Source organism: Aeromonas sp. QDB03 (genome assembly GCF_027707985.1).
In the GTDB taxonomy this organism is placed as follows: domain Bacteria; phylum Pseudomonadota; class Gammaproteobacteria; order Enterobacterales; family Aeromonadaceae; genus Aeromonas; species Aeromonas hydrophila.
This window is the reverse complement of sequence record NZ_JAPCJG010000010.1, coordinates 26,949-48,400: the sequence shown is the minus strand read 5'-3', so window position 1 is coordinate 48,400 and position 21,452 is coordinate 26,949. Positions and strand designations below refer to the sequence as shown.

Annotated in this window: 22 protein-coding genes; 6 read left to right on the top strand and 16 right to left on the bottom strand. The window is 62.2% G+C overall.

The genetic code is table 11. The features are described from left to right. From lepA to rpoE, 5 genes are all read right to left on the bottom strand, one after another. Nucleotides 1–1,794, bottom strand: coding sequence for a translation elongation factor 4 (gene lepA, locus PG900_RS19230; protein WP_016349519.1), 1,794 nt, complete (start codon nt 1,792–1,794; stop codon nt 1–3). A gap of 120 nt (nt 1,795–1,914) precedes the next feature. Beyond that, nucleotides 1,915–2,376 (bottom strand): SoxR reducing system RseC family protein, encoded by a 462-nt coding sequence (locus PG900_RS19225; RefSeq protein WP_016349518.1) that lies wholly within the window; start codon nt 2,374–2,376, stop codon nt 1,915–1,917. Between the two features lie 93 nt (nt 2,377–2,469). Beyond that, the gene (locus tag PG900_RS19220; RefSeq protein ID WP_016349517.1) at nt 2,470–3,450 is read right to left on the bottom strand and encodes a MucB/RseB C-terminal domain-containing protein; all 981 of its coding nucleotides are present in this window, start codon (nt 3,448–3,450) and stop codon (nt 2,470–2,472) included. A 19-nt stretch (nt 3,451–3,469) separates the two neighbouring features. Next, the gene (locus tag PG900_RS19215; protein WP_011704744.1) at nt 3,470–4,060 is read right to left on the bottom strand and encodes an RseA family anti-sigma factor; all 591 of its coding nucleotides are present in this window, start codon (nt 4,058–4,060) and stop codon (nt 3,470–3,472) included. 22 nt (nt 4,061–4,082) lie between these two features. Beyond that, the gene (gene rpoE, locus PG900_RS19210) at nt 4,083–4,664 is read right to left on the bottom strand and encodes an RNA polymerase sigma factor RpoE (RefSeq protein WP_005309371.1); all 582 of its coding nucleotides are present in this window, start codon (nt 4,662–4,664) and stop codon (nt 4,083–4,085) included. 182 nt (nt 4,665–4,846) lie between these two features. Between rpoE and nadB the strand changes: the two genes are divergently transcribed. After that, nucleotides 4,847–6,454, top strand: a complete 1,608-nt coding sequence (gene nadB / locus PG900_RS19205) for an L-aspartate oxidase (RefSeq protein ID WP_270802001.1) — start codon at nt 4,847–4,849, stop codon at nt 6,452–6,454. Nucleotides 6,455–6,678: 224 nt separating this feature from the next. On the opposite strand, the gene PG900_RS19200 is transcribed toward nadB, so the two are convergent. Both PG900_RS19200 and PG900_RS19195 read right to left on the bottom strand, forming a co-directional pair. After that, nucleotides 6,679–7,056, bottom strand: coding sequence for a protein YgfX (locus PG900_RS19200; RefSeq protein WP_270801998.1), 378 nt, complete (start codon nt 7,054–7,056; stop codon nt 6,679–6,681). A gap of 19 nt (nt 7,057–7,075) precedes the next feature. Next, nucleotides 7,076–7,345: an FAD assembly factor SdhE gene (locus PG900_RS19195; protein ID WP_011704741.1), complete on the bottom strand. Its 270-nt coding sequence runs from the start codon at nt 7,343–7,345 to the stop codon at nt 7,076–7,078. 113 nt (nt 7,346–7,458) lie between these two features. Here PG900_RS19195 and ygfZ point away from each other — a divergent pair, with 113 nt between their 5' ends. After that, a complete protein-coding gene (ygfZ, locus tag PG900_RS19190) occupies nt 7,459–8,364 on the top strand; it encodes a tRNA-modifying protein YgfZ (protein WP_270801996.1) in 906 nt (301 codons plus the stop codon). A 13-nt stretch (nt 8,365–8,377) separates the two neighbouring features. Here ygfZ and PG900_RS19185 read toward each other — a convergent pair whose 3' ends face one another. Next, the gene (locus tag PG900_RS19185; protein ID WP_011704739.1) at nt 8,378–9,256 is read right to left on the bottom strand and encodes a LysR family transcriptional regulator; all 879 of its coding nucleotides are present in this window, start codon (nt 9,254–9,256) and stop codon (nt 8,378–8,380) included. Between the two features lie 124 nt (nt 9,257–9,380). Here PG900_RS19185 and PG900_RS19180 point away from each other — a divergent pair, with 124 nt between their 5' ends. Beyond that, nucleotides 9,381–9,818, top strand: a complete 438-nt coding sequence (locus PG900_RS19180; RefSeq protein ID WP_011704738.1) for a PACE efflux transporter — start codon at nt 9,381–9,383, stop codon at nt 9,816–9,818. Nucleotides 9,819–9,913: 95 nt separating this feature from the next. On the opposite strand, the gene PG900_RS19175 is transcribed toward PG900_RS19180, so the two are convergent. Beyond that, nucleotides 9,914–10,255, bottom strand: coding sequence for a hypothetical protein (locus PG900_RS19175; RefSeq protein ID WP_029302400.1), 342 nt, complete (start codon nt 10,253–10,255; stop codon nt 9,914–9,916). A 193-nt stretch (nt 10,256–10,448) separates the two neighbouring features. On the opposite strand from PG900_RS19175, the gene cutA reads away from it, so the two are divergent. The 3 genes from cutA (at nt 10,449) to PG900_RS19160 (ending at nt 13,073) form a co-directional block, all read left to right on the top strand. Further along, the gene (gene cutA / locus PG900_RS19170; RefSeq protein WP_039214661.1) at nt 10,449–10,766 is read left to right on the top strand and encodes a divalent-cation tolerance protein CutA; all 318 of its coding nucleotides are present in this window, start codon (nt 10,449–10,451) and stop codon (nt 10,764–10,766) included. After that, on the top strand, nt 10,763–12,535 hold the full coding sequence (locus PG900_RS19165; RefSeq protein ID WP_039214663.1) for a protein-disulfide reductase DsbD: 1,773 nt from the start codon (nt 10,763–10,765) through the stop codon (nt 12,533–12,535). The genes cutA and PG900_RS19165 overlap by 4 nt, the downstream gene beginning before the upstream one ends. A 124-nt stretch (nt 12,536–12,659) precedes the next feature. After that, nucleotides 12,660–13,073 (top strand): hypothetical protein, encoded by a 414-nt coding sequence (locus tag PG900_RS19160; RefSeq protein ID WP_024946158.1) that lies wholly within the window; start codon nt 12,660–12,662, stop codon nt 13,071–13,073. A 186-nt stretch (nt 13,074–13,259) separates the two neighbouring features. Here PG900_RS19160 and PG900_RS19155 read toward each other — a convergent pair whose 3' ends face one another. The 7 genes from PG900_RS19155 to nudC all read right to left on the bottom strand — a co-directional run bounded on the left by PG900_RS19155 (nt 13,260) and on the right by nudC (nt 21,366). Next, nucleotides 13,260–14,564, bottom strand: a complete 1,305-nt coding sequence (locus PG900_RS19155) for an NAD(P)/FAD-dependent oxidoreductase (protein ID WP_270832062.1) — start codon at nt 14,562–14,564, stop codon at nt 13,260–13,262. A 220-nt stretch (nt 14,565–14,784) separates the two neighbouring features. Beyond that, on the bottom strand, nt 14,785–15,864 hold the full coding sequence (fbaA, locus tag PG900_RS19150) for a class II fructose-bisphosphate aldolase (RefSeq protein ID WP_011704732.1): 1,080 nt from the start codon (nt 15,862–15,864) through the stop codon (nt 14,785–14,787). Between the two features lie 116 nt (nt 15,865–15,980). Continuing rightward, nucleotides 15,981–17,144 carry a phosphoglycerate kinase gene (locus tag PG900_RS19145; RefSeq protein ID WP_011704731.1) on the bottom strand — a complete coding sequence of 388 codons (1,164 nt, stop codon included), beginning with the start codon at nt 17,142–17,144 and terminating at the stop codon, nt 15,981–15,983. Between the two features lie 62 nt (nt 17,145–17,206). Then, entirely contained in the window at nt 17,207–18,217 is a 1,011-nt protein-coding gene (gene epd, locus PG900_RS19140; RefSeq protein ID WP_010635047.1) for an erythrose-4-phosphate dehydrogenase, read from the bottom strand. Nucleotides 18,218–18,266: 49 nt separating this feature from the next. Further along, complete coding sequence (locus PG900_RS19135; RefSeq protein WP_103827897.1) at nt 18,267–19,196, bottom strand: ROK family protein; 930 nt, start codon at nt 19,194–19,196, stop codon at nt 18,267–18,269. 180 nt (nt 19,197–19,376) lie between these two features. Beyond that, nucleotides 19,377–20,444, bottom strand: coding sequence for a uroporphyrinogen decarboxylase (hemE, locus tag PG900_RS19130; protein ID WP_024943205.1), 1,068 nt, complete (start codon nt 20,442–20,444; stop codon nt 19,377–19,379). Between the two features lie 142 nt (nt 20,445–20,586). Continuing rightward, a complete protein-coding gene (gene nudC / locus PG900_RS19125; RefSeq protein WP_269384753.1) occupies nt 20,587–21,366 on the bottom strand; it encodes an NAD(+) diphosphatase in 780 nt (259 codons plus the stop codon). Between the last annotated feature and the right edge of the window lie 86 nt (nt 21,367–21,452).

The window sequence follows — 21,452 nt, the reverse complement described above, 5'->3', positions numbered from 1 at the left end:
TTAGTCCTTTCCGACGTGGAGAATTGCGAGGAAAGCTTCCTGCGGCACGTCGACACGGCCCAGAGACTTCATCCGCTTCTTACCTTCTTTCTGCTTGTTCAGCAGCTTCTTCTTCCGGCTCACGTCACCACCGTAACACTTGGCGGTCACGTCCTTGCGCAGGGCCTTGACGGTACTGCGAGCGATGATCTGGTTGCCGATGGCAGCCTGGATGGCGATATCAAACATCTGGCGCGGGATCAGCTCGCGCATCTTCTCCACCACCTGGCGACCGCGATACTGGGCGTTCTCCTTGTGGGTGATGATGGCCAGGGCATCGACCCGCTCGCCGTTGATCATGATGTCCAGACGGACCATGTCGGAGGTCTCGAAGCGCTTGAAGCCGTAGTCCAGCGAGGCATAGCCGCGGCTGGTGGACTTCAGGCGGTCGAAGAAGTCGAGCACCACTTCCGCCATCGGGATCTCGTAGGTCAGCGCCACCTGCTTGCCGTGGTAGACCATGTTGGTCTGCACGCCGCGCTTCTCGATACAGAGGGTGATCACATTGCCCATGTACTCCTGCGGCAGCAGGATGTGACACTCGGCGATCGGCTCGCGCATCTCCTTAATGCTGGTGATGGCGGGCATTTGGGCCGGGCTGTCGATGTGGATGGTGGTACCGTCGGTCAGCTCGATCTCGTAGACCACGGTCGGCGCCGTGGTGATGAGATCCAGATCGTATTCCCGCTCCAGCCGCTCCTGGATGATCTCCATGTGCAGCATGCCGAGGAAGCCACAGCGGAAGCCGAAGCCCAGCGCGGTGGAGCTCTCCGGTTCGAAGAACAGGGAGGCATCGTTCAGGGAGAGCTTGTCGAGGGCATCGCGGAACGACTCGTAGTCATCGCTGGAGATGGGGAACAGGCCCGCATACACCTGCGGCTTCACCTTCTTGAAGCCAGCCAGCGCCTTCTCGGCACCGTTCTTGGCCTGGGTCAGGGTATCGCCCACCGGCGCGCCGTGGATGTCCTTGATACCGCAGACAACCCAACCTACCTCGCCGCAACCCAGTCCCATGGTGTCCACCTGCTTGGGCGTGAAGATACCGATACGATCGACACCCCACACCTGACCGGTGCTCATCACCTTGATCTTGTCGTTCTTCTTGAGAGAACCGTTCTTGATCCGCACCAGCGACACGACGCCCAGATAGGAGTCGAACCAGGAGTCGATGATCAGCGCCTGCAGCGGCGCATCCGGATCACCTTCCGGCGCCGGGATCCGGGCCACGATCTCTTCCAGCACCAGGTCAACACCCAGGCCGGTCTTGGCGGAGCAGCGCACCGCATCGACCGCGTCGATGCCGACGATGTCTTCGATCTCTTCGGCAACCCGCTCCGGCTCGGCGGCCGGCAGGTCGATCTTGTTCAGCACTGGCACCACTTCCAGATCCATTTCCATGGCGGTATAGCAGTTGGCCAGAGTCTGTGCCTCAACCCCCTGGCCGGCATCCACCACCAGCAGCGCCCCTTCACAGGCCGCCAACGAGCGGGAGACCTCGTAGGAGAAATCCACGTGGCCAGGGGTGTCGATAAAGTTCAGCTGGTAGGTGTTACCGTCTTGTGCCTGGTAGTTCAGGGTCACACTCTGTGCTTTGATGGTAATGCCGCGCTCGCGCTCCAGGTCCATGGAGTCAAGCACCTGAGCCTGCATCTCGCGGTCGGACAGGCCGCCACAAGTCTGGATCAGACGGTCCGACAGGGTCGATTTACCGTGGTCGATGTGCGCAATAATCGAAAAGTTACGAATGTGTTTCATCGAGCAAGAATCACTCAAAATTAGGTTAGGGCCGGATATGGAGGCAGGATTTTACTGGATAACCCGGTCGACGGCCAATCTTTAGTCGACGAAGCACCAGAAATACAGGCCTGGACAGTGTCAGGAGAGGTGGCGGGTGGGCAGGACCACACCCAGCATGCGGGGACCATAAGCCCCCTGATCGAGCCGGTTGGAAAAGTAACGAACCAGTGAAAATCCGACAAGGCCACCCAGCAGGCAACTGAGGATGGTGACCCCCTCCCCGGCCGACAGCAAGGGAGCCAGCCAGAGTTGCCCCAGCAGGGCTCCCGCCAGCAGACAGAACAGCGGCAGCACGTAGACCAACGCAGCCCCCTGCAGAATGCTCGCCTGGGGGATGCCGAGCCTCACTTGCTGACCGACGCTCACCTCGATGGTGAGCGCCACCCGCAGCCGCTGCGCCTGCAACGGAAACGCCTTGGCTACCGTGCCGGTGCCGCAGTTGGACTGTTGATGACAACCGCTGCAGGCGGAGCGCCGTTCGCACTCCACCCAGGCATGTTGTCCATCAATGGCCACTACGGTTGCCAGCTCTTCGCTCATTCCACTCACAAGACGGTTCCACATTAACTAGACAGAGATTGACCCAATCTGAACATGACTGTCTGGATTGGGCAAGCAACAGTGCATCGGCAGCTACTGGACGGTCTCGTTGCGGGCCAGCGGTTGCACCGACTCGGCGATGCGTTTGGCGGTGTCTGCCGGCACTTCCCCCACCACGGTGATCTCGACCCCCACGTCATTGACATAGCTCACCAGCGAAGTAGCCCCCTGGCGGATCAACTGCTGGCGCACCGCCTGCTTGGGGTCGACCCGGGCAACGTAGACCGAGAGATCCACCAGCCCGTCGGAGAGCATCATGTAATCCACCGGCAGGCTGGTGGTCACCAGCTGATGCCGATCCCGCGAGAGCACCTTGAACCCCTCCGGCAACCAGGTCAGGTGCCAGTTCAGCTGCTGCTGTGGCGCCGGGTAGGCGTCTTCCAGTGCCAGTGCCTGAGGCAGCTTGCTGCCAGCCAGCTTCACCAGCCAGGGCGCCGGGGCAGGCAGCCTGTCCAGATCCACCCCCAGCACCTGTTCCACCAGATTGCCTTCCCGATCCACCATGTCCACCCGCACCAGCAGGTGGCTCTGCTCGTCGATCCAGAGCACGAAGCCGTACTTGTCGGCCTCTTTGGGCACCAGTCGCACGACCTGAGCCACCAACCCGGCCGCCCGGCTGCGACCGGCCAGCACGGGGTCATAGCTCTCCAGCACCCGTGGCAACGGCATCCTGACCAGGCTCGCCCACACACCAGGGAAGCGGGCACCCTTGAGGGTGTAAGGTTCGTGGGTATTTTCGAAGAAGGTGTACTCATCCTGGCGCTGCAGATACTCGATGGTCTTGCCATCGAGATAGCTGAGGTGAGCCACCTCCTTGCCATCGATCACGCCGTGGCTGAAGCGGATGGGTTCGAGGCGCCCCTGCCGGGCCTTGACCATGGATAATTCAAAATTCTGTTGCGAGACGGCACTCTGCATCTGCTGCAACAAGGCCTCGGCCGACTTGTCGTCGGCCGAGGCCTTGGCACTGATCAGCAGGAGAGAGGCCAGCAAAATACGGCTGGACTGGCGCACGTTCTGATCCCTAAATCCGTTATTCCTGAATCTGCTTGTCTTGCAGCAGACGCTGTTGCAACTGGTGGTCACGCAGGAAAGCATTGATGCGCTCGCGCTGCTCCTGCATCTGCTGCTCGCTCAGCCCTTGCTGACGGGCAGTGGCCCGGTTGCCATCCTGCGGGTAGTGCACACTCACCGGTGAAGCACTGCCACCAACGGGGATAGTGTTGAGTACCGGGTTGGTCGGCAACCCATCCTGCCCCTGATACTGCTGTACCCCGAAGATGACGGCGGCAGCGACCGAGGCGGCGATGGCGTATTGTCCCACCTGCTGGCCGGCACGGCGCAGAAACGGCACGACCTTGGCGGTACCCGGCTGCGGTGCGGCAGGTTTGCTCTCCACCGGCTTGGGCGCCAGGATAGTGGGTTCATCTTCCAGCGCAGCCATGATGCTGTCGCTCAGATCCAGTTGCAGATTGACCGGCAGGTCCCCCCGCATGGCATCACCAATCAGGTGGTAACGAGACCAGGTGTCTTGCAGAGCCGGATCCGTTCCCAGCTCGTTCAGAACCTCAACATCGCTCAAGTCACCGTCCATCAGGGCCGAGAGTTGCTCTTTAGTTGCCATAAGTTAACCTGTCTTTCCCCAGTTAATTCTCGATCAGAGGTTGCAGCTTTTTATCGATTGCTTCCCTCGCCCGGAAGATTCGGGATCTCACCGTACCCACCGGACAATCCATGATTTCGGCAATCTCTTCGTAGCTCAGCCCTTCCAGTTCGCGAAGGGTGATAGCTGTCCTCAAGTCTTCCGGCAAAGCTTCTATGGCAGAAAACACGGTGCGCTTGATCTCGTCGGTCAGCGTCAGGTTTTCCGGGGTAGCCACCTCTTGCAAGGCTTCGCCACCGCCATAGTATTCTGCCTCTTCCGCCTCTACGTCACTGCTGGGCGGCCTGCGCCCTTGAGAGGTCAGATAATTTTTGGCCGTGTTCACGGCAATCCGGTACAACCAGGTGTAAAACGCGCTCTCGCCACGGAATGTCGGCAGCGCACGGTAGGCCTTGATGAATGCCTCCTGCGCCACATCCGGTACATCGCCCGGGTTGTTGACATACCTGGCCACCAGGTTGACCACCTTGTGCTGGTATTTTTTTACCAACAGGTTGAATGCATTTTTATCGCCACGCTGGACCCGTTCAACCAGCTGTTCGTCCAGTAGATTCTGGTCGCTCATCAGAGCCGTAAAACCCCCATCAGGTTATCGTTTTTCTTTTCCGGCCCTTCCTAAGCGCACAAGTTCAGACAGGAGGAATCAGGGAAAGTTCGCTTGCATTGAAAAAAATGTGACGCAGGCTGCATCACCACCCTCGCTTGGGCTACCATGGTGCCAGTTCTTAATCCAGGCCAATGATACTTATGAAAGCAAGTGTTGAATACCTTTGCGACGTACTGATCATTGGCAGCGGTGCCGCCGGTTTGTCTCTCGCGTTGCGATTGGCAGACCAGGCCAAAGTCCTGGTTCTGAGCAAGGGGCCCATCAGTGAAGGGGCCACTTTCTATGCGCAAGGAGGCATCGCTGCCGTGTTCGACGAGACCGACAGCATCGAATCCCACGTGAGCGACACGCTCAACGCCGGGGCCGGGTTGTGTGACCCGACCGTGGTGGAGTTCACCGCCCGCAACGCCCGCGAATCCATCCAGTGGCTGATCCAGCAGGGGGTCCCCTTCGATCAGGAGGAGGACGCCGAGGGCGAATCCCACTATCACCTGACCCGCGAAGGGGGCCACAGCCATCGCCGCATCTTCCACGCGGCGGATGCCACCGGCAAGGCGGTGCAGCTCACCCTGATCGATCAGGTGCGCGCTCACCCCAACATCCAGCTGATGGAACGCTTCAACGCGGTCGATCTCATCACCACCCGCAAGCTGGGTCTGCCGGGCAACCGGGTGCTGGGCGCCTATGTCTGGAACCGCAACGCCGAGCAGGTCGAAGTGATCCGTGCCCGCTTCGTGGCACTGGCCACCGGCGGCGCCTCCAAGGTGTACCAGTACACCTCCAACCCGGACGTCAGCTCCGGTGATGGCATCGCCATGGCGTGGCGCGCCGGCTGCCGGGTGGCGAACCTGGAGTTCAACCAGTTCCACCCCACCAGCCTGTTCCACCCCGATGACCCCAACTTCCTGCTGACCGAAGCCCTGCGCGGCGAAGGGGCCTACCTGCGCCGTCCCGACGGCAGCCGCTTCATGCCGGAGTTTGACGAGCGGGCCGAGCTGGCACCACGGGACATAGTCGCCCGCGCCATCGACCACGAGATGAAGCGGCTCGGCGCCGACTGCATGTATCTGGACATCAGCCACAAGCCGGCCGACTTCATCATCAAGCACTTCCCGACCATTCATGAACGCTGCCTCGCGGTCGGCATCGACATCACCAAGGAGGCGATGCCCATCGTCCCTGCCGCCCACTACACCTGTGGCGGCGTGATGATCGACAACAACGGCCAGACCGACATCCCCGGCCTCTACGCCATCGGCGAGGTGACCTACACCGGGCTGCACGGTGCCAACCGGATGGCCTCCAACTCCCTGCTCGAATGCGTGGTCTATGCCCATCAGGCGGGGGCCGACATTCTGGCCAAGCTGCCGATGAGCGTGGAGCCGCCCCGTCTGCCGGTGTGGGACGAGAGCAAGGTGGAAGATTCGGACGAACTGGTGGTGATCCAGCACAACTGGCATGAGCTGCGCCTGATGATGTGGGACTACGTGGGGATAGTGCGTACCAACAAACGCCTGGCCCGGGCCAAGCGCCGCATCGACCTGCTCAAGCAGGAGGTGCAGGAGTACTACGCCCACTTCCGGGTCTCCAACAACCTGCTGGAGCTGCGCAACCTGCTGCAGGTGGCCGAACTCATCGTCAACTGCGCCCTGCAGCGCAAGGAATCGCGCGGCCTGCACTACAACCTGGACTACCCGGACATGCAACCGGACTCCAAGCCGACCGTGCTGACGCCGGAACGAGACTAACCCTTTCGCTTCGCAATGAGCCTGAGAGTCACACGGCCTGCACTGCTGCGACCCGGACTACCCGGACATGCAGCCGGACTCCAAGCCGACCGTGCTGACGCCGGACAAGGATTGATCCTGCCCGCCATGAACCAGCATTGCTGACGATGGATAGGGATTAATCGATCCGCCTCCCCCAGATGACCTCGCTCCGGCGGGGTCATCTGTTTTATGGGGAAGAGAGACTAGCGGGTCGGCTGGGAGCAGTGGATGGCGCGGGCCAGCGTACGGTAATGAGCTGGCGCCAGCGCATCGCTGAACAGCCAGAGCCGGATGGCGGGACGCTCCGCCGCCACCAGTTGCAGCCAGAGTACCCCGGGCCAAATGCGGCTGCCCGCCCCCAGCTGATAACGGTTGCCCTGCCAGCTGAGCCACTGACCGTCCCACTCCAGCACGCCGGTCATCCGGCTCGTGTCGAGCCAGGCGCGCCACAACCCCAGACCCCAGCAGGGCAGCAACAGGGCCCACTGCCAGCCGTGGATCAGGGCGGCCAGCGGCCACAGGATCAGCAGAAACAGCGACAACAGCAGCAGACGCTGCTGTCTGGAGACGGTGACGGGCATCGACACCCGTACGGATGGATCAACGCTGGCGATCGTGGCGGGCCTGATTGCGTTCCAGGATCAGCGGGATCATGGCGGCGAAGGCGGGGTCTTCCGGCACGCCGTGGCCCATGCTCCAGCGGAACAGCTCCGGATCCTCGCACTCCAGCAGGCGGATGAAGGTTTGCTGCTCCGCCTCGCTCAGACCGTCGAACTCGTGTTCGAAGAAAGGCATAAAGATCACATCCAGCTCGAGCATGCCACGGCGGCAGGCCCACTTCAGGCGGGATTTTTCAATTGGGCTCAACATGGAACTCTCCTTACAAAGACCCGGCGATGGTAACAGCTGGATTTTCCGGCTGACAAACATTCCTTACGTCTTTACCATGCAGGTCACATACTTTCTGTCTCTGGAATGCCATCGTGAGCCTGCCAACCCTTCCCGCCGAGCCAACCCTGTTCCCTCTGACCGATCTGGCCATCACCAGCCTGAGCGGCCAGGATCGCGCCAAATACCTGCAGGGTCAGGTCACCTGTGACGTCAACGCCCTGCAGCCAGGCCAGCACACCCTGGGTGGCCACTGTGATCCCAAGGGCAAGCTGTGGAGCGATTTTCGCCTGCTCTGCCTGAGCGATCGCCTGCTGATGCTGACCAAGCCGTCGGTGCTGGCCCGCCAGCTGCCCGAGCTCAAGAAGTTCGCGATCTTTGCCAAGGTCGAGATCAGCGAAAATCACGGCCAGGCGGTCGGCGTGGCCGGTCAGGGGACCGATGGCTGGATCGCAGGGCAATTCGGCCTGCAGGAGAGCGGCCTCATCGAGGGTGGCATGGCGGTGCGGGTCGAGGCCGACCGCTGGCTGCTGGTCAGCGAACAGCCGCTGGCGCTGACCCTGCCCAGCAGCCCCGAGTCGCTCTGGTGGGGACTGGAGATCAAGGCCGGCATCCCCCATCTGGAAGCCGTGCATCAGGGTGAGTACATCCCCCAGATGCTCAACCTGCAGGCGTTGGACGGTATCAGCTTCACCAAGGGCTGCTACATGGGGCAGGAGACGGTGGCCCGCGCCAAGTATCGTGGCGCCAACAACCGCGCCCTGTTCGTGCTGAGCGGCACTGCCGCAACGCCGGTTGCCAGCGGCGACACCCTGGAGATCCAGCTCGGTGACAACTGGCGCCGTAGCGGCATGGTGCTCAACGCCTGGCAGCAGGATGGCGAGCTGTGGCTCACCGCCGTGCTGCCCAAGGACATCGAAGCCGACGCCCGTTTCCGGCTCAAGCAAGAGGAAGGCTCAAGCCTGAGCCTGCAGCCCCTCCCCTATCAGCTGACCGAGTAAGCGAAGAGCCCTGCTAGCGCGCCCGCGCCAGCAGGGCCTCCTTGAGCCAGCGCCCCGCCTGCCCGAGCGGGCGGGCGCGATGCCACTGCAGCTCCAGTGCCAGCTCCGGCTGGGTAATGAAGTCCGGCTTGAGCACCACCACCTCGCCCCGGGCCAGCGGCCGGTGCAGCAGAAAATCAGGCACCGCCGCCCAGCCCAGCCCCAACTTGACCAGCTCGAGTACTCCCAGATCCCCCTCGACCCACCACACCTGCGCCGACAGGCGAAAGCGATGACGCTCCGTTCCTTCCCGTCGCCCTGTCACCATCAACTGGCGCGCCCCCTGCAGATCGCTCTCCCGCAGCGGCGCCTTGTGGGCCAGCGGATGCTCGGGGGAGACCACCAGCGGCATGGGCACCCCCCCCAGCGAGCGGGCGACGATCTCCCGCTGCGGGTGCTCCTTCTGATAGCTGATGCCGAGCTGGGCGCGGCCGCTGGTCAGCATCTCGGTGAGATCCTCCATCAACGGAAACAACAGCTCCAGCTCCACCGTTGGATAGCGGGTGGCGAACCCCTCCAGCACGGAGCCGAGCCAGGGCAGGTGGGAGTCATCGTCGATGGCCAGGGTCAGGCGCGACTCGACACCGGTGGCCAGCTCGCCGGCGATGGCCTGCAAGCGCTCGCTCTGGGCCAGCAAAATGCCGGCCTCCTGGCTGATGCGCACGCCCGCCTCGGTCAGCACCGGATAGCGGCCGCTGCGATCGAACAGCTCGAGCCCCAGATCTATCTCCAGATTGGCGATGGCGGTGCTGACCACCGACTGCGCCTTGCCTAACTGGCGCGCCGCCGCCGAAAAGGAGCCCGCCTGTGCGGCGGCCAGCAATACCCTGAGTTGTTCCAGCGATGGATTCATCGTCCTGCTCCTGCAAATGCGGTCATCTATCTATTTTAGCGATGTATACCAACGTGAAACTATCAACAAATAGGGATAGATTGCCAACCAGTCAGTCAACATACCTGTTTAAAGAGAGGAATTTATGCGTACCCGCAACGACCGTATCCGCCATGCCATCGGCTTTGAAGTGATAGGTCTGCTCATCGCCGCCCCCCTGGCCAGCTGGGTCACAGGTATCGAGCTCAGCCACATGGGGCCGCTGGCCATCCTGTTCTCGGTGCTGGCCACCGTCTGGAACTATGTCTACAACATCGGCTTCGACAAGCTGCTGCTCAAGTACCAGGGTCACCCGCACAAGACCTTGTGGCAGCGCGTAGTCCATGCGTTTGGCTTTGAAGGGGGCTTCATGGCGCTGACCCTGCCGGTCATCGCCTGGTGGCTGGATCTCGCCCTGCTGGCGGCGCTGGCGCTCAACATCGGCTTCGTGACCTTCTATCTGGTCTACGCCTTCATCTACAACTGGAGCTATGACAAGGTGTACCCGATCCCGGGCCAGTGGCAGCAGAACGCACTGGGTTGAACGACGGCAAAAAACGGCAGGAAAAACGAGGCACCATCATGCAAGGGGCATGATGGTGCTGGGGGAGGACAAGCCCGGCGGGCCTGCCGCGGCGTTCAGGCTTGTGCCTTCAGCTCTTCGGTCGGGGTCTCTGCCTCGGCCGACTCCTGCGTCAGCATGGCCTCGATGTCGCTCTGGTACTGGGTCAGCAGTCGCTGGGCCGCGACCATGTCACCCTTGTGCAGGCGCTCGAACAGATGGTGCTGCACCACGCCGTTGAGATACTCCACCGTGACCGGTTGCTCGAGGGTATCCAGCAACTCCTCTTTTTCCAGCTCGGCATTGATTTCATCGGCACTGGTACGCAGCAGACCGGCCAGTTGCACCAACATACGGCGCTCACCTTCGCGCAACAGGCTCAACATGCGATTTCTCTGCTGCTCATTCTGTTGGGTCATACATTTCCTTACGTCGAATGGGAACAAGCCCGCTCATTCTGCCTTGTCGCTCTGACAGCGTCTATCTCATGCCCCCCACTTATTTTCATGTCGCAGCCGCAAAGTGCGCCAGATGCTATTTGACCCGTCGCTAGGTATAGTAGCCACTGGTTTACGGGCGCCGAGCCGCCCCGATCGGACGAGATATTTCACCATGACCGACACCATTCTGGTGCTTTGCACCTGCCCGGATGAGGCCAGTGCCGACCTCATCTGCGCACAACTGCTGAACCAGCGGCTGGCGGCCTGCATCAACCAGCTGCCCGGCCTCACCTCCGTCTATCGCTGGCAGGGCCAGATCGAACGGGCCACGGAGATCCAGCTCATCATCAAGTCGCACGCAGCCCTGTTCGAGCCGCTGCGCCAGTGCATTCTTGCTCATCACCCCTATGAGGTGCCGGAGATCCTGGCGCTGCCCACAAGCCAGGGCCATCAGCCCTATCTCGACTGGATAAAACAGGAAACCTCATGACACCGTCTCGCCTGCTCTTTCCCCTGTTGTTGCTCTGTGCCCTGCTGGCCGGCCTGGGCTCACTGCCGGCCCGCGCCAGCAGCACGGATCTGCTGAGCGCCCTCGGCATCGAGGCCAGCGCCCAGCCCAAATTTTTGAAAGTGGACGAGGCGTTCGTCCTCGAGAGCGAACAGCAGGGCAATCGGCTGCTGCTGCGCCTGCGCATCGCCGACGACTACTACCTCTATCGCCACAGCTTCCGCTTCAAGGGGGAAAACCTCGCCTTCGAGGAGCCGGTGCTGCCCGCCGGCAGCGAGCATGAAGATGACTTCTTCGGCAAGACCCAGGTCTATTACCGGGAGGTGCAGATCCCCGTCACCCTGACCGAGGCCGGCCAGCAGGCCAGCCTCAAGATCAGTTATCAGGGCTGTACCGACGGCCTCTGCTATCCCCCCACCGACAAGCTGATCAGCATCCAGCCGCTCACCGCCCAGCAGAGCGAGCAACCTGACCAGCCCACACCGGCCAGCAGCCAGCAGGATCAGCTGGCGGCTGCCCTCGGCAGCCAGGGCTTCTGGCTCAGCGTCGCCGCCTTTTTCGCACTCGGGCTCGGCCTCGCCTTCACCCCCTGCGTCTTCCCCATGTATCCCATCCTGACCGGGATCATCGCCGGGGCCGGCCATCACCTCTCCACCCGCCGCGCCTTCCTGCTCTCCTTCGTCTACGTGCAGGGGATGGCGGTCACCTACACTCTGCTCGGGCTGGTGGTGGCCTCGGCAGGCTTGAAATTCCAGGCCGCGCTGCAGCATCCCTACGTGCTGATCGGCCTCTCGGTGATGTTCGTGCTGCTGGCCCTCTCCATGTTCGGGCTCTACACCCTGCAACTGCCGAGCAGCCTGCAGACCCGGCTGTCCGGCCTCTCCAACCGCCAGCAGGGCGGCTCCGTGCTCGGGGTAGGCATCATGGGGATGATCTCCGGCCTGGTCTGCTCCCCTTGCACCACGGCGCCGCTCTCGGGAGCGCTGATCTACGTGGCCCAGAGCGGCGATCTCTGGCTCGGCGGCGCGGCTCTCTATGCCCTGTCGCTCGGCATGGGGCTGCCACTGCTGCTGCTCGGCACCTCGGGTGGCAAGCTGCTGCCCAAGGCGGGCGCCTGGATGGACGTGATCAAGCAGCTGTTCGGGTTTGCACTGCTGGCGGTACCCATCCTGCTGCTCTCGAGGCTGTGGAGCGATCAGGTCACCACTCTGGCCTGGCTCGGCTGGGGGCTGCTGCTGTGCGGCTACCTCTATCATCACAACCAGCATCAGGGCCATTCGGTGGGTCGCAGCCTGCGCGGCTTCGTGCTGCTGCTGGCCATGATCAGCGCCGTGGTGGTGGGCAAGGATCTGCTGTTGCCACCCCAGGGTGCCAGCGCAGCCGCTCAGGCCGAGGCACCAGCCTTCATTCGCATCAAGACGCTGGACGATCTCAAGACCCAGCTGGCCGCCGCCCGCGGCAAGCCGGTGCTGCTCGATCTCTATGCCGACTGGTGCGTGGCCTGCAAGGAGTTCGAACACAAGACCTTCAGCGACCCCGCCGTGCGCGAGCGGTTCGGCCAGATGGTGCTGCTGCAGGCGGACGTCACCGCCAACGACGATGCCGATGTGGAACTGCTCAACGGCCTCAACGTGCTGGGGCTGCCGACCCTGATCTTCTTCGACCGCGCCGGCAACGAGGTGGGTGGCCAGCGGGTCACCGGCTTTATGGGGCCTGCCGAATTTCTCGGCCAGCTGGACAAGCTGCGCTGAGGCCGGGTGGCCCGTGCAACCGTGCGGGCCTCCGGTTTGACCGCCATTTTTCCGGCAATCCCTTGTATATGATCGACAGCGTGGCAATATTTGCGCTTTCCCGTCTCGTTCGTCCGGAGTTTTGATGAAAAAGTGGTTCATCCCCCTGCTAGCCCTCTGGCTGTATGGCTGTTACGCAGGTCCAGGTGAAGAGGCAATCCGGACCCAGGTCACCGCCAAACTGCAGGCAGACACCGACGCCAATCTGTTCGAGATCAGTGACTTTGCCATCCTGGACAAGGAAGAGCGCATGGAAGGAGTCTATCTGGTCAAGGTGAGCTACCAGCTCCACTTCAAGCAGGGGATGGAACAGCTGCAGGTGCTGCACGACGAGGATCTGGTCTATGACAGGGTCGGCCCCTTCCAGCAGGAGATGGGGCTGATGGAGCTGGAACGCAAATACGGCGAGTTCGAGGCAGGCCAAGTGCTGCCGCAGCAGGCCGAAGTGTGGATGATGAAAACCGAGCAGGGCTGGCGTCTGGCCGAGCCCGCCCACTGACACGCAACCGGCCAGAATACCCAGGCTGACTCAGGCCTGGGTATCCGCCCTATCCCCCTCGCTAGCCGGCGCGCAGCCCCGTTCAGTACACGGGATGGGCGGACGCTGATTGTTGGACAGCTCCAGCTAAATAGCAGTATCAATCCGGCCAACCACCACGCCGTGGCGCACCAGATTCAGCCTCCCTTAGAACAGATCCTTGAAGCGGTACCAGAGCATGCCGAGCGCCAGCAGGGGCGAGCGCAGCGCCGGGCCGCCGGGGAAGGTCATGTGGGGCACGCTGCCAAACAGATCGAAACCCCGGCTCTCCCCCTTGATCGCCTCCGCCACCAGCTTGCCCGCCATGTGGGTGGCATTGAGACCGTGGCCGGAATAGGCCTGAGCATAGAAGACATTGGGCTGCTCCGGCAAGCGGCCGATCTGGGGCAGCCGGTTGGCCCCGATGCCTATCATGCCGCCCCACTGGAATTCGATGGCGGTATCCGCCAGCTCGGGAAACACCCGCAGCAGCTTGGGCAGCATGAAGGCCTTGATGTCGCGAGGATCCCGGCCCGAATAGTTGCAGGCACCGCCAAACAGCAGCCGACCGTCGGCGGAGAGACGGTAGTAGTCGAGCGCCACGTTCTGATCGCACACCGCCATGTTCTGCGGCAGCAGGCGCTGGCGCAGCCGCTTCTCCAGCACCTCGGTGGCGAGGATGTAGGAGCCCGCCGGCAGCACCTTACCCCCCAGCTCGGAGTTGAGGTCGTTGAGATAGGCGTTGCAGCCGATCACCAGGTAGTCGGCGCTGACCCGGCCGTGGGCGGTGGTGACCTGCAGCCGATCGCCATAGTCGATGTGCACCACTCTGGACTGCTCAAACAGGGCCACACCCAGGCTGGCCGCCGCGCGCGCCTCACCCAGCGCCAGGTTGAGAGGGTGCAGATGGCCGGAGCCCATGTCGATCATGCCGCCGATGTAGCGATCCGAGCCCACCACACTGTGAATATCCTCCCGTGCCACCAGCTTCACCTCATGCCGGTAGCCGAGGCTCGCCAGGTGCGCCGCCTCCTCTGCAAACCCGGCCAGATGGCGCTGACGGGTGGCGAGATCGCAGTAGCCCCAGCGCAGGTCGCAGTCGATGTTGAAGCGCTCGATCCGCTCGCGTACCAGCTCGACCGCCTCCAGCCCCATCAGATCCAGCTCGCGCACGCCCTCTTCACCAATCCAGCGGGCGAACTGACTGGTGTCGTGACCGATACCGCGAATGAGCTGACCACCGTTGCGCCCGGAGGCGCCCCAGCCGATGCGGTTGGCCTCCAGCAACACCACCTTGTAGCCGGCTTCGGCCAGATTGATGGCGGTGTTGAGACCGGTGAAACCGCCGCCAATGATGCAGACCTCGGCATTCAGTTCGCCACTGAGCTCAGGCCACTGCTGATTGTCGTTGCGGGTGGCCGCGTAATAGGAGGCCACGTGCTCCTGATGGGGGTAGTGCTTTCCTGCCTGCATGCTCAGCATCCTGCCTTGATAGCGTTGCGTTTACTAAAATAAACGGCCTGTCATCGATAATACTCAGCCACTCGCCGCCAATCCAGCCCGCAGGGATCACAGAAATGCAAAAGGTGCCTCGAAAGGCACCTTGTTCACGTCCACTGGCGACCCCGCCATGCTGCAATGCAAAAGGCGCCCCGCAGGGCGCCTTTTCATGCAATCAAACTACCGTAACGAATTACAGTACGTCGATGGCGTTCAGGTCGGAGAACGCCTTCTCCAGACGAGCGATCATGGTAGTCTGGCCGGCACGCAGCCATACACGCGGATCGTAGAACTTCTTGTTCGGCTTGTCGGCGCCTTCCGGGTTGCCCAGCTGACCTTGCAGGTAGGCTTCGTTCTTCTTGTAGAAGCCCAGAATGCCTTCCCAGGTCGCCCACTGGGTGTCGGTGTCGATGTTCATCTTCACCACGCCGTAGGAGATGGATTCGCGGATCTCTTCCAGAGTGGAACCTGAACCACCGTGGAATACGAAGTCCAGAGACTTGGCAGGGATGCCGAACTTCTCGGAAACGTACTTCTGGGAAGCGTCCAGGATGGACGGAGTCAGCTTGACGTTACCCGGCTTGTAAACACCGTGTACGTTGCCGAAGGAGGCAGCGATGGTGAAACGCGGGCTGATCTTGGACAGACGCTCGTAGGCGTAGGCCACGTCTTCCGGCTGGGTGTACAGGGCGGACTGGTCCATGTGGCTGTTGTCGACACCATCTTCTTCGCCACCGGTGCAACCCAGTTCCAGCTCCAGAGTCATGTTCATCTTGGCCATGCGGGTCAGGTACTCGCAGCAGATGTCGATGTTCTCTTCCAGAGACTCTTCGGACAGATCCAGCATGTGGGAGGAGAACAGCGGCTTGCCGGTTTCGGCAAAGTGCTTCTCGCCCGCGTCCAGCAGACCGTCGATCCACGGCAGCAGCTTCTTGGCGGCGTGGTCGGTGTGCAGGATGACCGGTACACCGTAGGCTTCGGCAACGGCGTGAACGTGCTTGGCACCGGAGATGGCACCGATGATGGCAGCTTGCTGGCCTTCCAGTTTCAGACCCTTACCGGCGGTGAACACGGCACCACCGTTGGAGAACTGAACGATAACCGGTGCTTTCACCTTGGCGGCAGCTTCCAGTACGGCGTTGACGGAGTCGGTACCGACGCAGTTGACGGCCGGCAGAGCGAAGCCGTTCTCTTTCGCGATGGCGAACACTTTCTGAACGTCATCACCAGTGATCACGCCGGGTTTTACGAAGTCGAAAATTTTCTTAGACATGTTTAATCGTCCTGTTCTCGTATGCCGTTAATAAAAAATGGGGGGTTCATCATGAACCGGCACAGCGGGCACATGATAAACGAAACGGGAGGCTTTTGCCCCCCGTCTCGGGTCAATTAGGCTTTGGCGCGCTGTTCCAGAATCGCAACAGCCGGCAGTACCTTGCCTTCCACGAACTCCAGGAAGGCGCCGCCGCCGGTGGAGATGTAGGAGACCTTGTCGGCGATGCCGAACTTGTCGATGGCAGCCAGGGTGTCACCACCGCCAGCGATGGAGAAGGCCGGAGAAGCAGCGATGGCTTCGGCGATCACCTTGGTGCCTTCAGCGAACTGGTCGAACTCGAACACGCCGACCGGGCCGTTCCACAGGATGGTCTTGGCGTTCATGATGATGTCGGCCAAGGCCTTGGCGGAATCCGGGCCGATGTCGAAGATCATGTCGCCGTCGGTCACGTCAGCGACGGACTTGATGGTGGCCGGGGTGGACTCGGAGAACTCGGCACCGACAACTACGTCGGTGGTCACCGGGATGTTGGTTTCGGCAGCCAGTTTCTTGGCGGTGTCGATCAGGTCGTGCTCGCACAGGGATTTGCCGACGTTGTGACCGGCAGCAGCGATGAAGGTGTTGGCGATACCACCACCGACCACCAGCTGGTCAGCGATCTTGGAGAGGGATTCCAGTACGGTCAGCTTGGTGGAGACCTTGGAGCCGCCCACGATGGCAACCATCGGGCGCTCGGGCTTCAGCATGGCTTTGCCCAGGGCTTCCAGTTCACCCGCCAGCAGCGGGCCGGCACAGGCGACCGGTGCGAACTGGGCCACACCGTAGGTGGAACCTTCGGCGCGGTGAGCAGTACCGAACGCATCCATTACAAAGACGTCACACAGGGCGGCGTATTTTTTGGCCAGCTCTTCGGTGTTCTTCTTCTCGCCTTTGTTGAAGCGGCAGTTTTCCAGCACAACCAGCTCACCGGCGGCGACTTCTACGCCATCCAGGTAGTCTTTGGCCAGACGAACCGGGCAGGACAGTGCGTCTTTCAGATAGTTGACAACCGGAGCCAGGGAGAATTCTTCGTTGTATTCACCCTCGGTCGGACGACCCAGGTGGGAGGTGATCATCAGCTTGGCGCCCTTTTCTAGAGCCAGCTTGATGGTCGGCAGAGTCGCCACGATACGTGCATCGGAGGTGACCTTGCCGTCTTTTACCGGCACGTTCAGGTCAGCACGGATCAGAACGCGTTTGCCCGCCAGATCCAGGTCAGTCATCTTGATAACAGACATATTCAGTCCTCTATATTTTCAGGTAATGTTAAAAACAGTAACCTTGCGCCCGGTGCAGGCTCTCAGCCTGCGGCCATCATGGCCCGGGTGGTATCCAGCATGCGGTTGGCGAAGCCCCATTCGTTATCACACCACATCAACATCTTGACGAGGTTGGCATCGCTGACCCGGGTCTGGGTACCATCAATGATGCAGGAGTGAGCATCATGATTAAAGTCTACGGAGACCAGTGGCTCTTCCGTGTAATCCAGAATACCGCTTAATGTACCTCTGGATGCCCGTTGCAGGGCTTGATTTACGTCAGTAACCGTCACTTTTTTACGAACAGTAATACTGAGATCCATTGCCGTTACATTGATGGTCGGTACCCGCACCGCGATCGCCTCGAACTTGCCGGCGAAGTGGGGGAGGATCCGCTCCAACCCCTTGGCCAGCTTGGTATCCACCGGGATGATGGACTGGCTGGCAGCGCGGGTTCGACGCAAGTCGCTGTGGTAGGCATCGATGACTTGCTGATCATGCATGGCCGAATGAATTGTCGTAATAGTACCACAATTTATCTCGAATTCTCGATGCAATGTTTCGATGACAGGGACCACGCAGTTGGTGGTACAGGAGGCGTTGGAGACGATCCGCTCGCGCCCGGTCAGCACCTGATGGTTGACCCCGTAGACGATGGTGGCGTCCACGTCCGCCTCGGCCGGATGGGAGAACAACACCTTGCCCGCCCCCGCCGCCAGATGCAGCTCGGCATCGGCCCGCGAGCCGAACACCCCGGTACAGTCCAGCACCACGTCCACCCCCAGCGCCCGCCACGGCAAGCGCGACGGATCCCGCTCGGCAAACAGGGAGATGAGATCCTCCCCCACCAGCATGCTGTTGCCGGCCAGCTGCACCGGATGGTGGAAGCGACCGTGGCTGGTGTCGAAGCGGGTCAGGTGCACCATGGCTTCGGGGGCGGCCAGCTCGTTGATGGCCACTATCTTGATGTTCTTGTCGCGGCCGCTCTCGTAGAGGGCCCGCAGCACGTTGCGGCCGATCCGCCCGTACCCGTTGATGGCAATCTTGATCATGAAAATTCCGGGTCCTCAGCATGGACAAAGGGACAAGCGGATGGCTGACTCACGACAGCAGGGCATCCTGAAATTCACCGCGGGCCAGCAGTGCCGCCCCGAATACCCCGGCGCTGTCCCCCAGGGCTGGAGCAATAATGGGGGTGGCGAAGCGGGGATTAAAGAGGAAGGGCAAAATAGTCTCCCGTCCCACGCTGTACAGGCTCTGCACGTTGCCGACCCCGCCGCCGATGACGATCACATCCGGATCCAGGATGTTGACCACGTTGGCGAGCGCCTGGCCAAACAGCAGATGCAGCCGGTCGATGGTGAGCTTGGCCACGTGATCGTGAGCCGTCGCCGCCACTATCTTGGCCAGTGGGAGGTGACGCTTGGCCTTGGCCTCGTACCAGGCCTCCAGCGCCGGGCCGCTGATGAAGGTCTCGACGCAGCCGCGCTTGCCGCAGTAGCACTCGGGGCCGTCGGGCGAGAGCACGTTGTGGCCCCACTCGCCAGCGATGCCGTGGTGACCGTTGAGGATGCGACCGTTGATGACGATGCCGGAGCCCACTCCGGTGCCCATGATGATGCCGAACACTACCTTGGCATCAGGGTGGTGCTGGCGCACCGCCCCCAGATGGGTTTCCGCCAGCGCGAAGCAGTTAGCGTCGTTGGCGATCAGCACCGGCACGCCGAGCCGGCGCTCCAGATCTTCCTTGAACGGCTTGCCGTTGAGCTCGGTGGTGTTGCAGTTCTTCATCAGGCCGGTTTGCGGATCCCGCGCCCCCGGCGTCCCCATGCCGATAAGCGTCGGCCGCTGACCGATCTTGTCGGCGCACTCTGCCACCAGTTTGGCGATCTGGCCGATCATGTGGTCATAACCGCCGGCACGCTCGGTGGGAATGCGATGGCGCAGCAGCACCTCGTCCCCTTCCAGTACCACGCATTCGCACTTGGTACCGCCAAGGTCGATACCCCAATCCAACAACCTGTTGCTCATCCTGCCTCCAGCCATGACCTTGGGGCGTCAGGCCCGGGTGCACCTTGCCGTGCCCGCCTGCCGTCGACCGCCCGCTACCGGGTTGCAGTGTAACCCGAGCGGTGGTCAGGATGCAGCCCCCGCCGCAGACAGCAAAACGGGGCCCGCAGGCCCCGTTGGTCACTGTGCTGTCGGCGGCGCTCAGCGGCCGTGGTACTGGGCGGACAGCTCGTGTACCGCGTTGACGAACACGCCGGCATGTTCCGGGTTCACATCCTGATGGATGCCGTGCCCCAGGTTGAAGACGTGGCCGTTGCCGTGGCCGAAACCGGCCAGGATGGAGGCGACCTCTTCACGGATGCGAGCCGGGCTGGCGTAGAGCATGGAGGGGTCCATGTTGCCCTGCAGCGCCACCTTGTCGCCGACCCGGCGCTTGGCGTCGGCGATGTCAGTGGTCCAGTCCAGACCCAGTGCATCGCAACCGGTGGCGGCGATCTGCTCCAGCCACTGGCCGCCGTTCTTGGTGAACAGGGTGACCGGCACGCGGCGACCATCGTGCTCGCGGATCAGGCCATCGACAATCTTGTGCATGTACTGCAGGGAGAAGTCGCGGTAATCGCGCGGGGTGAGCACGCCGCCCCAGGTGTCGAACACCATGACCGCCTGGGCACCCGCCTTGATCTGGGCGTTCAGATAAGCAATCACGCTGTCGGCCAGCTTGTCGAGCAGCAGGTGCAGGGTCATGGGCTCTGCATACATCATCTGCTTGATCTTGGTGAACGCCTTGGAGCTGCCCCCCTCCACCATGTAGGTGGCCAGGGTCCAGGGGCTGCCGGAGAAGCCGATGAGCGGCACTTCGCCCTTGAGCTCGCGGCGGATGGTGCGCACCGCATTCATCACGTAGCCGAGTTCATCTTCCGGATCCGGCACCGGCAGCGCCTGCACGTCGGCCATGGAGGTGATCGGACGCTCGAAGCGCGGGCCTTCACCCTGCTCGAAGTAGAGACCCAGCCCCATGGCATCGGGCACGGTGAGGATGTCGGAGAAGAGGATGGCGGCATCGAGTGGATAGCGGCGCAGCGGCTGCAGGGTGACTTCACAAGCCAGCTCGGCGTTGCGGCACAGGGACATGAAATCCCCCGCCTGGGCGCGCGTGGCCTTGTATTCCGGCAGATAGCGGCCAGCCTGGCGCATCATCCATACCGGGGTCATGTCCACTTCCTGGCGCAGCAGGGCACGCAGGTAACGATCGTTCTTCAGCTCTTTCATCCCAGTTCCTGAGTCATATCCAGCATAAAATGGCGGATATGATACCACTTTGTGCGCGGCGGGGGGCGGCTCAAACGCCTGCCGCCGCCGTTGGAGTGCAAAGATGTGAAGGGGCGCAAACAAGCGCCCCTCTTTGCATCCCTCAGGCCTGCTCGCCGAGGCTGAGCTCGATCAGCCGCCGCGCTATGGTGCCGTGGGGCGGCAGCCTTGGCAGCCCGTCGGCCTCGAAGAAATCGGCGGCCACCAGCTCTTCGTCCTGCACCCGGATCTCGCCACTCTCATAATCGGCGGTGAAGCCCATCATCAGGCTGTGGGGAAACGGCCAGGGCTGGCTCGCCACATAACGCACGTTGGTCACCCGGATGCCGCTCTCCTCGAACACCTCCCGCGCCACGCACTGCTCGAGGTTCTCCCCCGCCTCCACGAAGCCGGCCAGCACGGTATACATGGGATCCTCGGCCTGATAGTGACGGCGGTGGGCCGCCAGCAAGATGGCGGCCCCCTTGCGCACCGCCACTATGATGCAGGGGGAGATGCGCGGATAGACCAGGTGGCCATGGCGGCACCCTTGCGCCCACTCCCCCGCCTTCGGGCTCATGGGGGCGCCGCACTCGCCGCAGAAGCGGTGGGTGCGGCGAAAGGTGGCGAGTTGCCAGGCGCGGCCGGCCAGCTGAAAGCCCGTTTCATCCCCGGCCACCATCAGCTGGCGCAGGGGAGTCAGGGTCGCGGTGTCGGCCGCCTCCCCCAGATCCAGCAGCAGGCAGGGCAGCCCGTCCCACTCGTCAAAGCGCTCAAAGGCGGCATGCTGCAAATGGCTGGGCAGACAGGCACGGGGGCCTTGTGGAATGCGCCCCTGGTCATCCAGCAGGACGAGGTGATCGCCCCCCAGCACGAACCAGCGGGCCTGTTCGGTTAATGGCATAAATGCAGCACTCTTTGTTGTGACGTCGGTCGGAATGCGCGCCCGGGGCTGGGCGGCGGTGACGGATGAAAGCGACAACCAGCCAC

Bases quoted from the DNA above. Each gene is read 5' to 3' on its own strand.
- lepA (WP_016349519.1), bottom strand. From the start codon at position 1,794: ATGAAACACATTCGTAACTTTTCGATTATTGCGCACATCGACCACGGT.
- PG900_RS19225 (WP_016349518.1), bottom strand. From the start codon at position 2,376: ATGAGCGAAGAGCTGGCAACCGTAGTGGCCATTGATGGACAACATGCC.
- PG900_RS19215 (WP_011704744.1), bottom strand. From the start codon at position 4,060: ATGGCAACTAAAGAGCAACTCTCGGCCCTGATGGACGGTGACTTGAGC.
- rpoE (WP_005309371.1), bottom strand. From the start codon at position 4,664: ATGAGCGACCAGAATCTACTGGACGAACAGCTGGTTGAACGGGTCCAG.
- nadB (WP_270802001.1), top strand. From the start codon at position 4,847: ATGAAAGCAAGTGTTGAATACCTTTGCGACGTACTGATCATTGGCAGC.
- PG900_RS19200 (WP_270801998.1), bottom strand. From the start codon at position 7,056: ATGCCCGTCACCGTCTCCAGACAGCAGCGTCTGCTGCTGTTGTCGCTG.
- PG900_RS19195 (WP_011704741.1), bottom strand. From the start codon at position 7,345: ATGTTGAGCCCAATTGAAAAATCCCGCCTGAAGTGGGCCTGCCGCCGT.
- PG900_RS19185 (WP_011704739.1), bottom strand. From the start codon at position 9,256: ATGAATCCATCGCTGGAACAACTCAGGGTATTGCTGGCCGCCGCACAG.
- PG900_RS19180 (WP_011704738.1), top strand. From the start codon at position 9,381: ATGCGTACCCGCAACGACCGTATCCGCCATGCCATCGGCTTTGAAGTG.
- PG900_RS19175 (WP_029302400.1), bottom strand. From the start codon at position 10,255: ATGACCCAACAGAATGAGCAGCAGAGAAATCGCATGTTGAGCCTGTTG.
- cutA (WP_039214661.1), top strand. From the start codon at position 10,449: ATGACCGACACCATTCTGGTGCTTTGCACCTGCCCGGATGAGGCCAGT.
- PG900_RS19165 (WP_039214663.1), top strand. From the start codon at position 10,763: ATGACACCGTCTCGCCTGCTCTTTCCCCTGTTGTTGCTCTGTGCCCTG.
- PG900_RS19160 (WP_024946158.1), top strand. From the start codon at position 12,660: ATGAAAAAGTGGTTCATCCCCCTGCTAGCCCTCTGGCTGTATGGCTGT.
- PG900_RS19155 (WP_270832062.1), bottom strand. From the start codon at position 14,564: ATGCAGGCAGGAAAGCACTACCCCCATCAGGAGCACGTGGCCTCCTAT.
- fbaA (WP_011704732.1), bottom strand. From the start codon at position 15,864: ATGTCTAAGAAAATTTTCGACTTCGTAAAACCCGGCGTGATCACTGGT.
- PG900_RS19145 (WP_011704731.1), bottom strand. From the start codon at position 17,144: ATGTCTGTTATCAAGATGACTGACCTGGATCTGGCGGGCAAACGCGTT.
- epd (WP_010635047.1), bottom strand. From the start codon at position 18,217: ATGATCAAGATTGCCATCAACGGGTACGGGCGGATCGGCCGCAACGTG.
- PG900_RS19135 (WP_103827897.1), bottom strand. From the start codon at position 19,196: ATGAGCAACAGGTTGTTGGATTGGGGTATCGACCTTGGCGGTACCAAG.
- hemE (WP_024943205.1), bottom strand. From the start codon at position 20,444: ATGAAAGAGCTGAAGAACGATCGTTACCTGCGTGCCCTGCTGCGCCAG.
- nudC (WP_269384753.1), bottom strand. From the start codon at position 21,366: ATGCCATTAACCGAACAGGCCCGCTGGTTCGTGCTGGGGGGCGATCAC.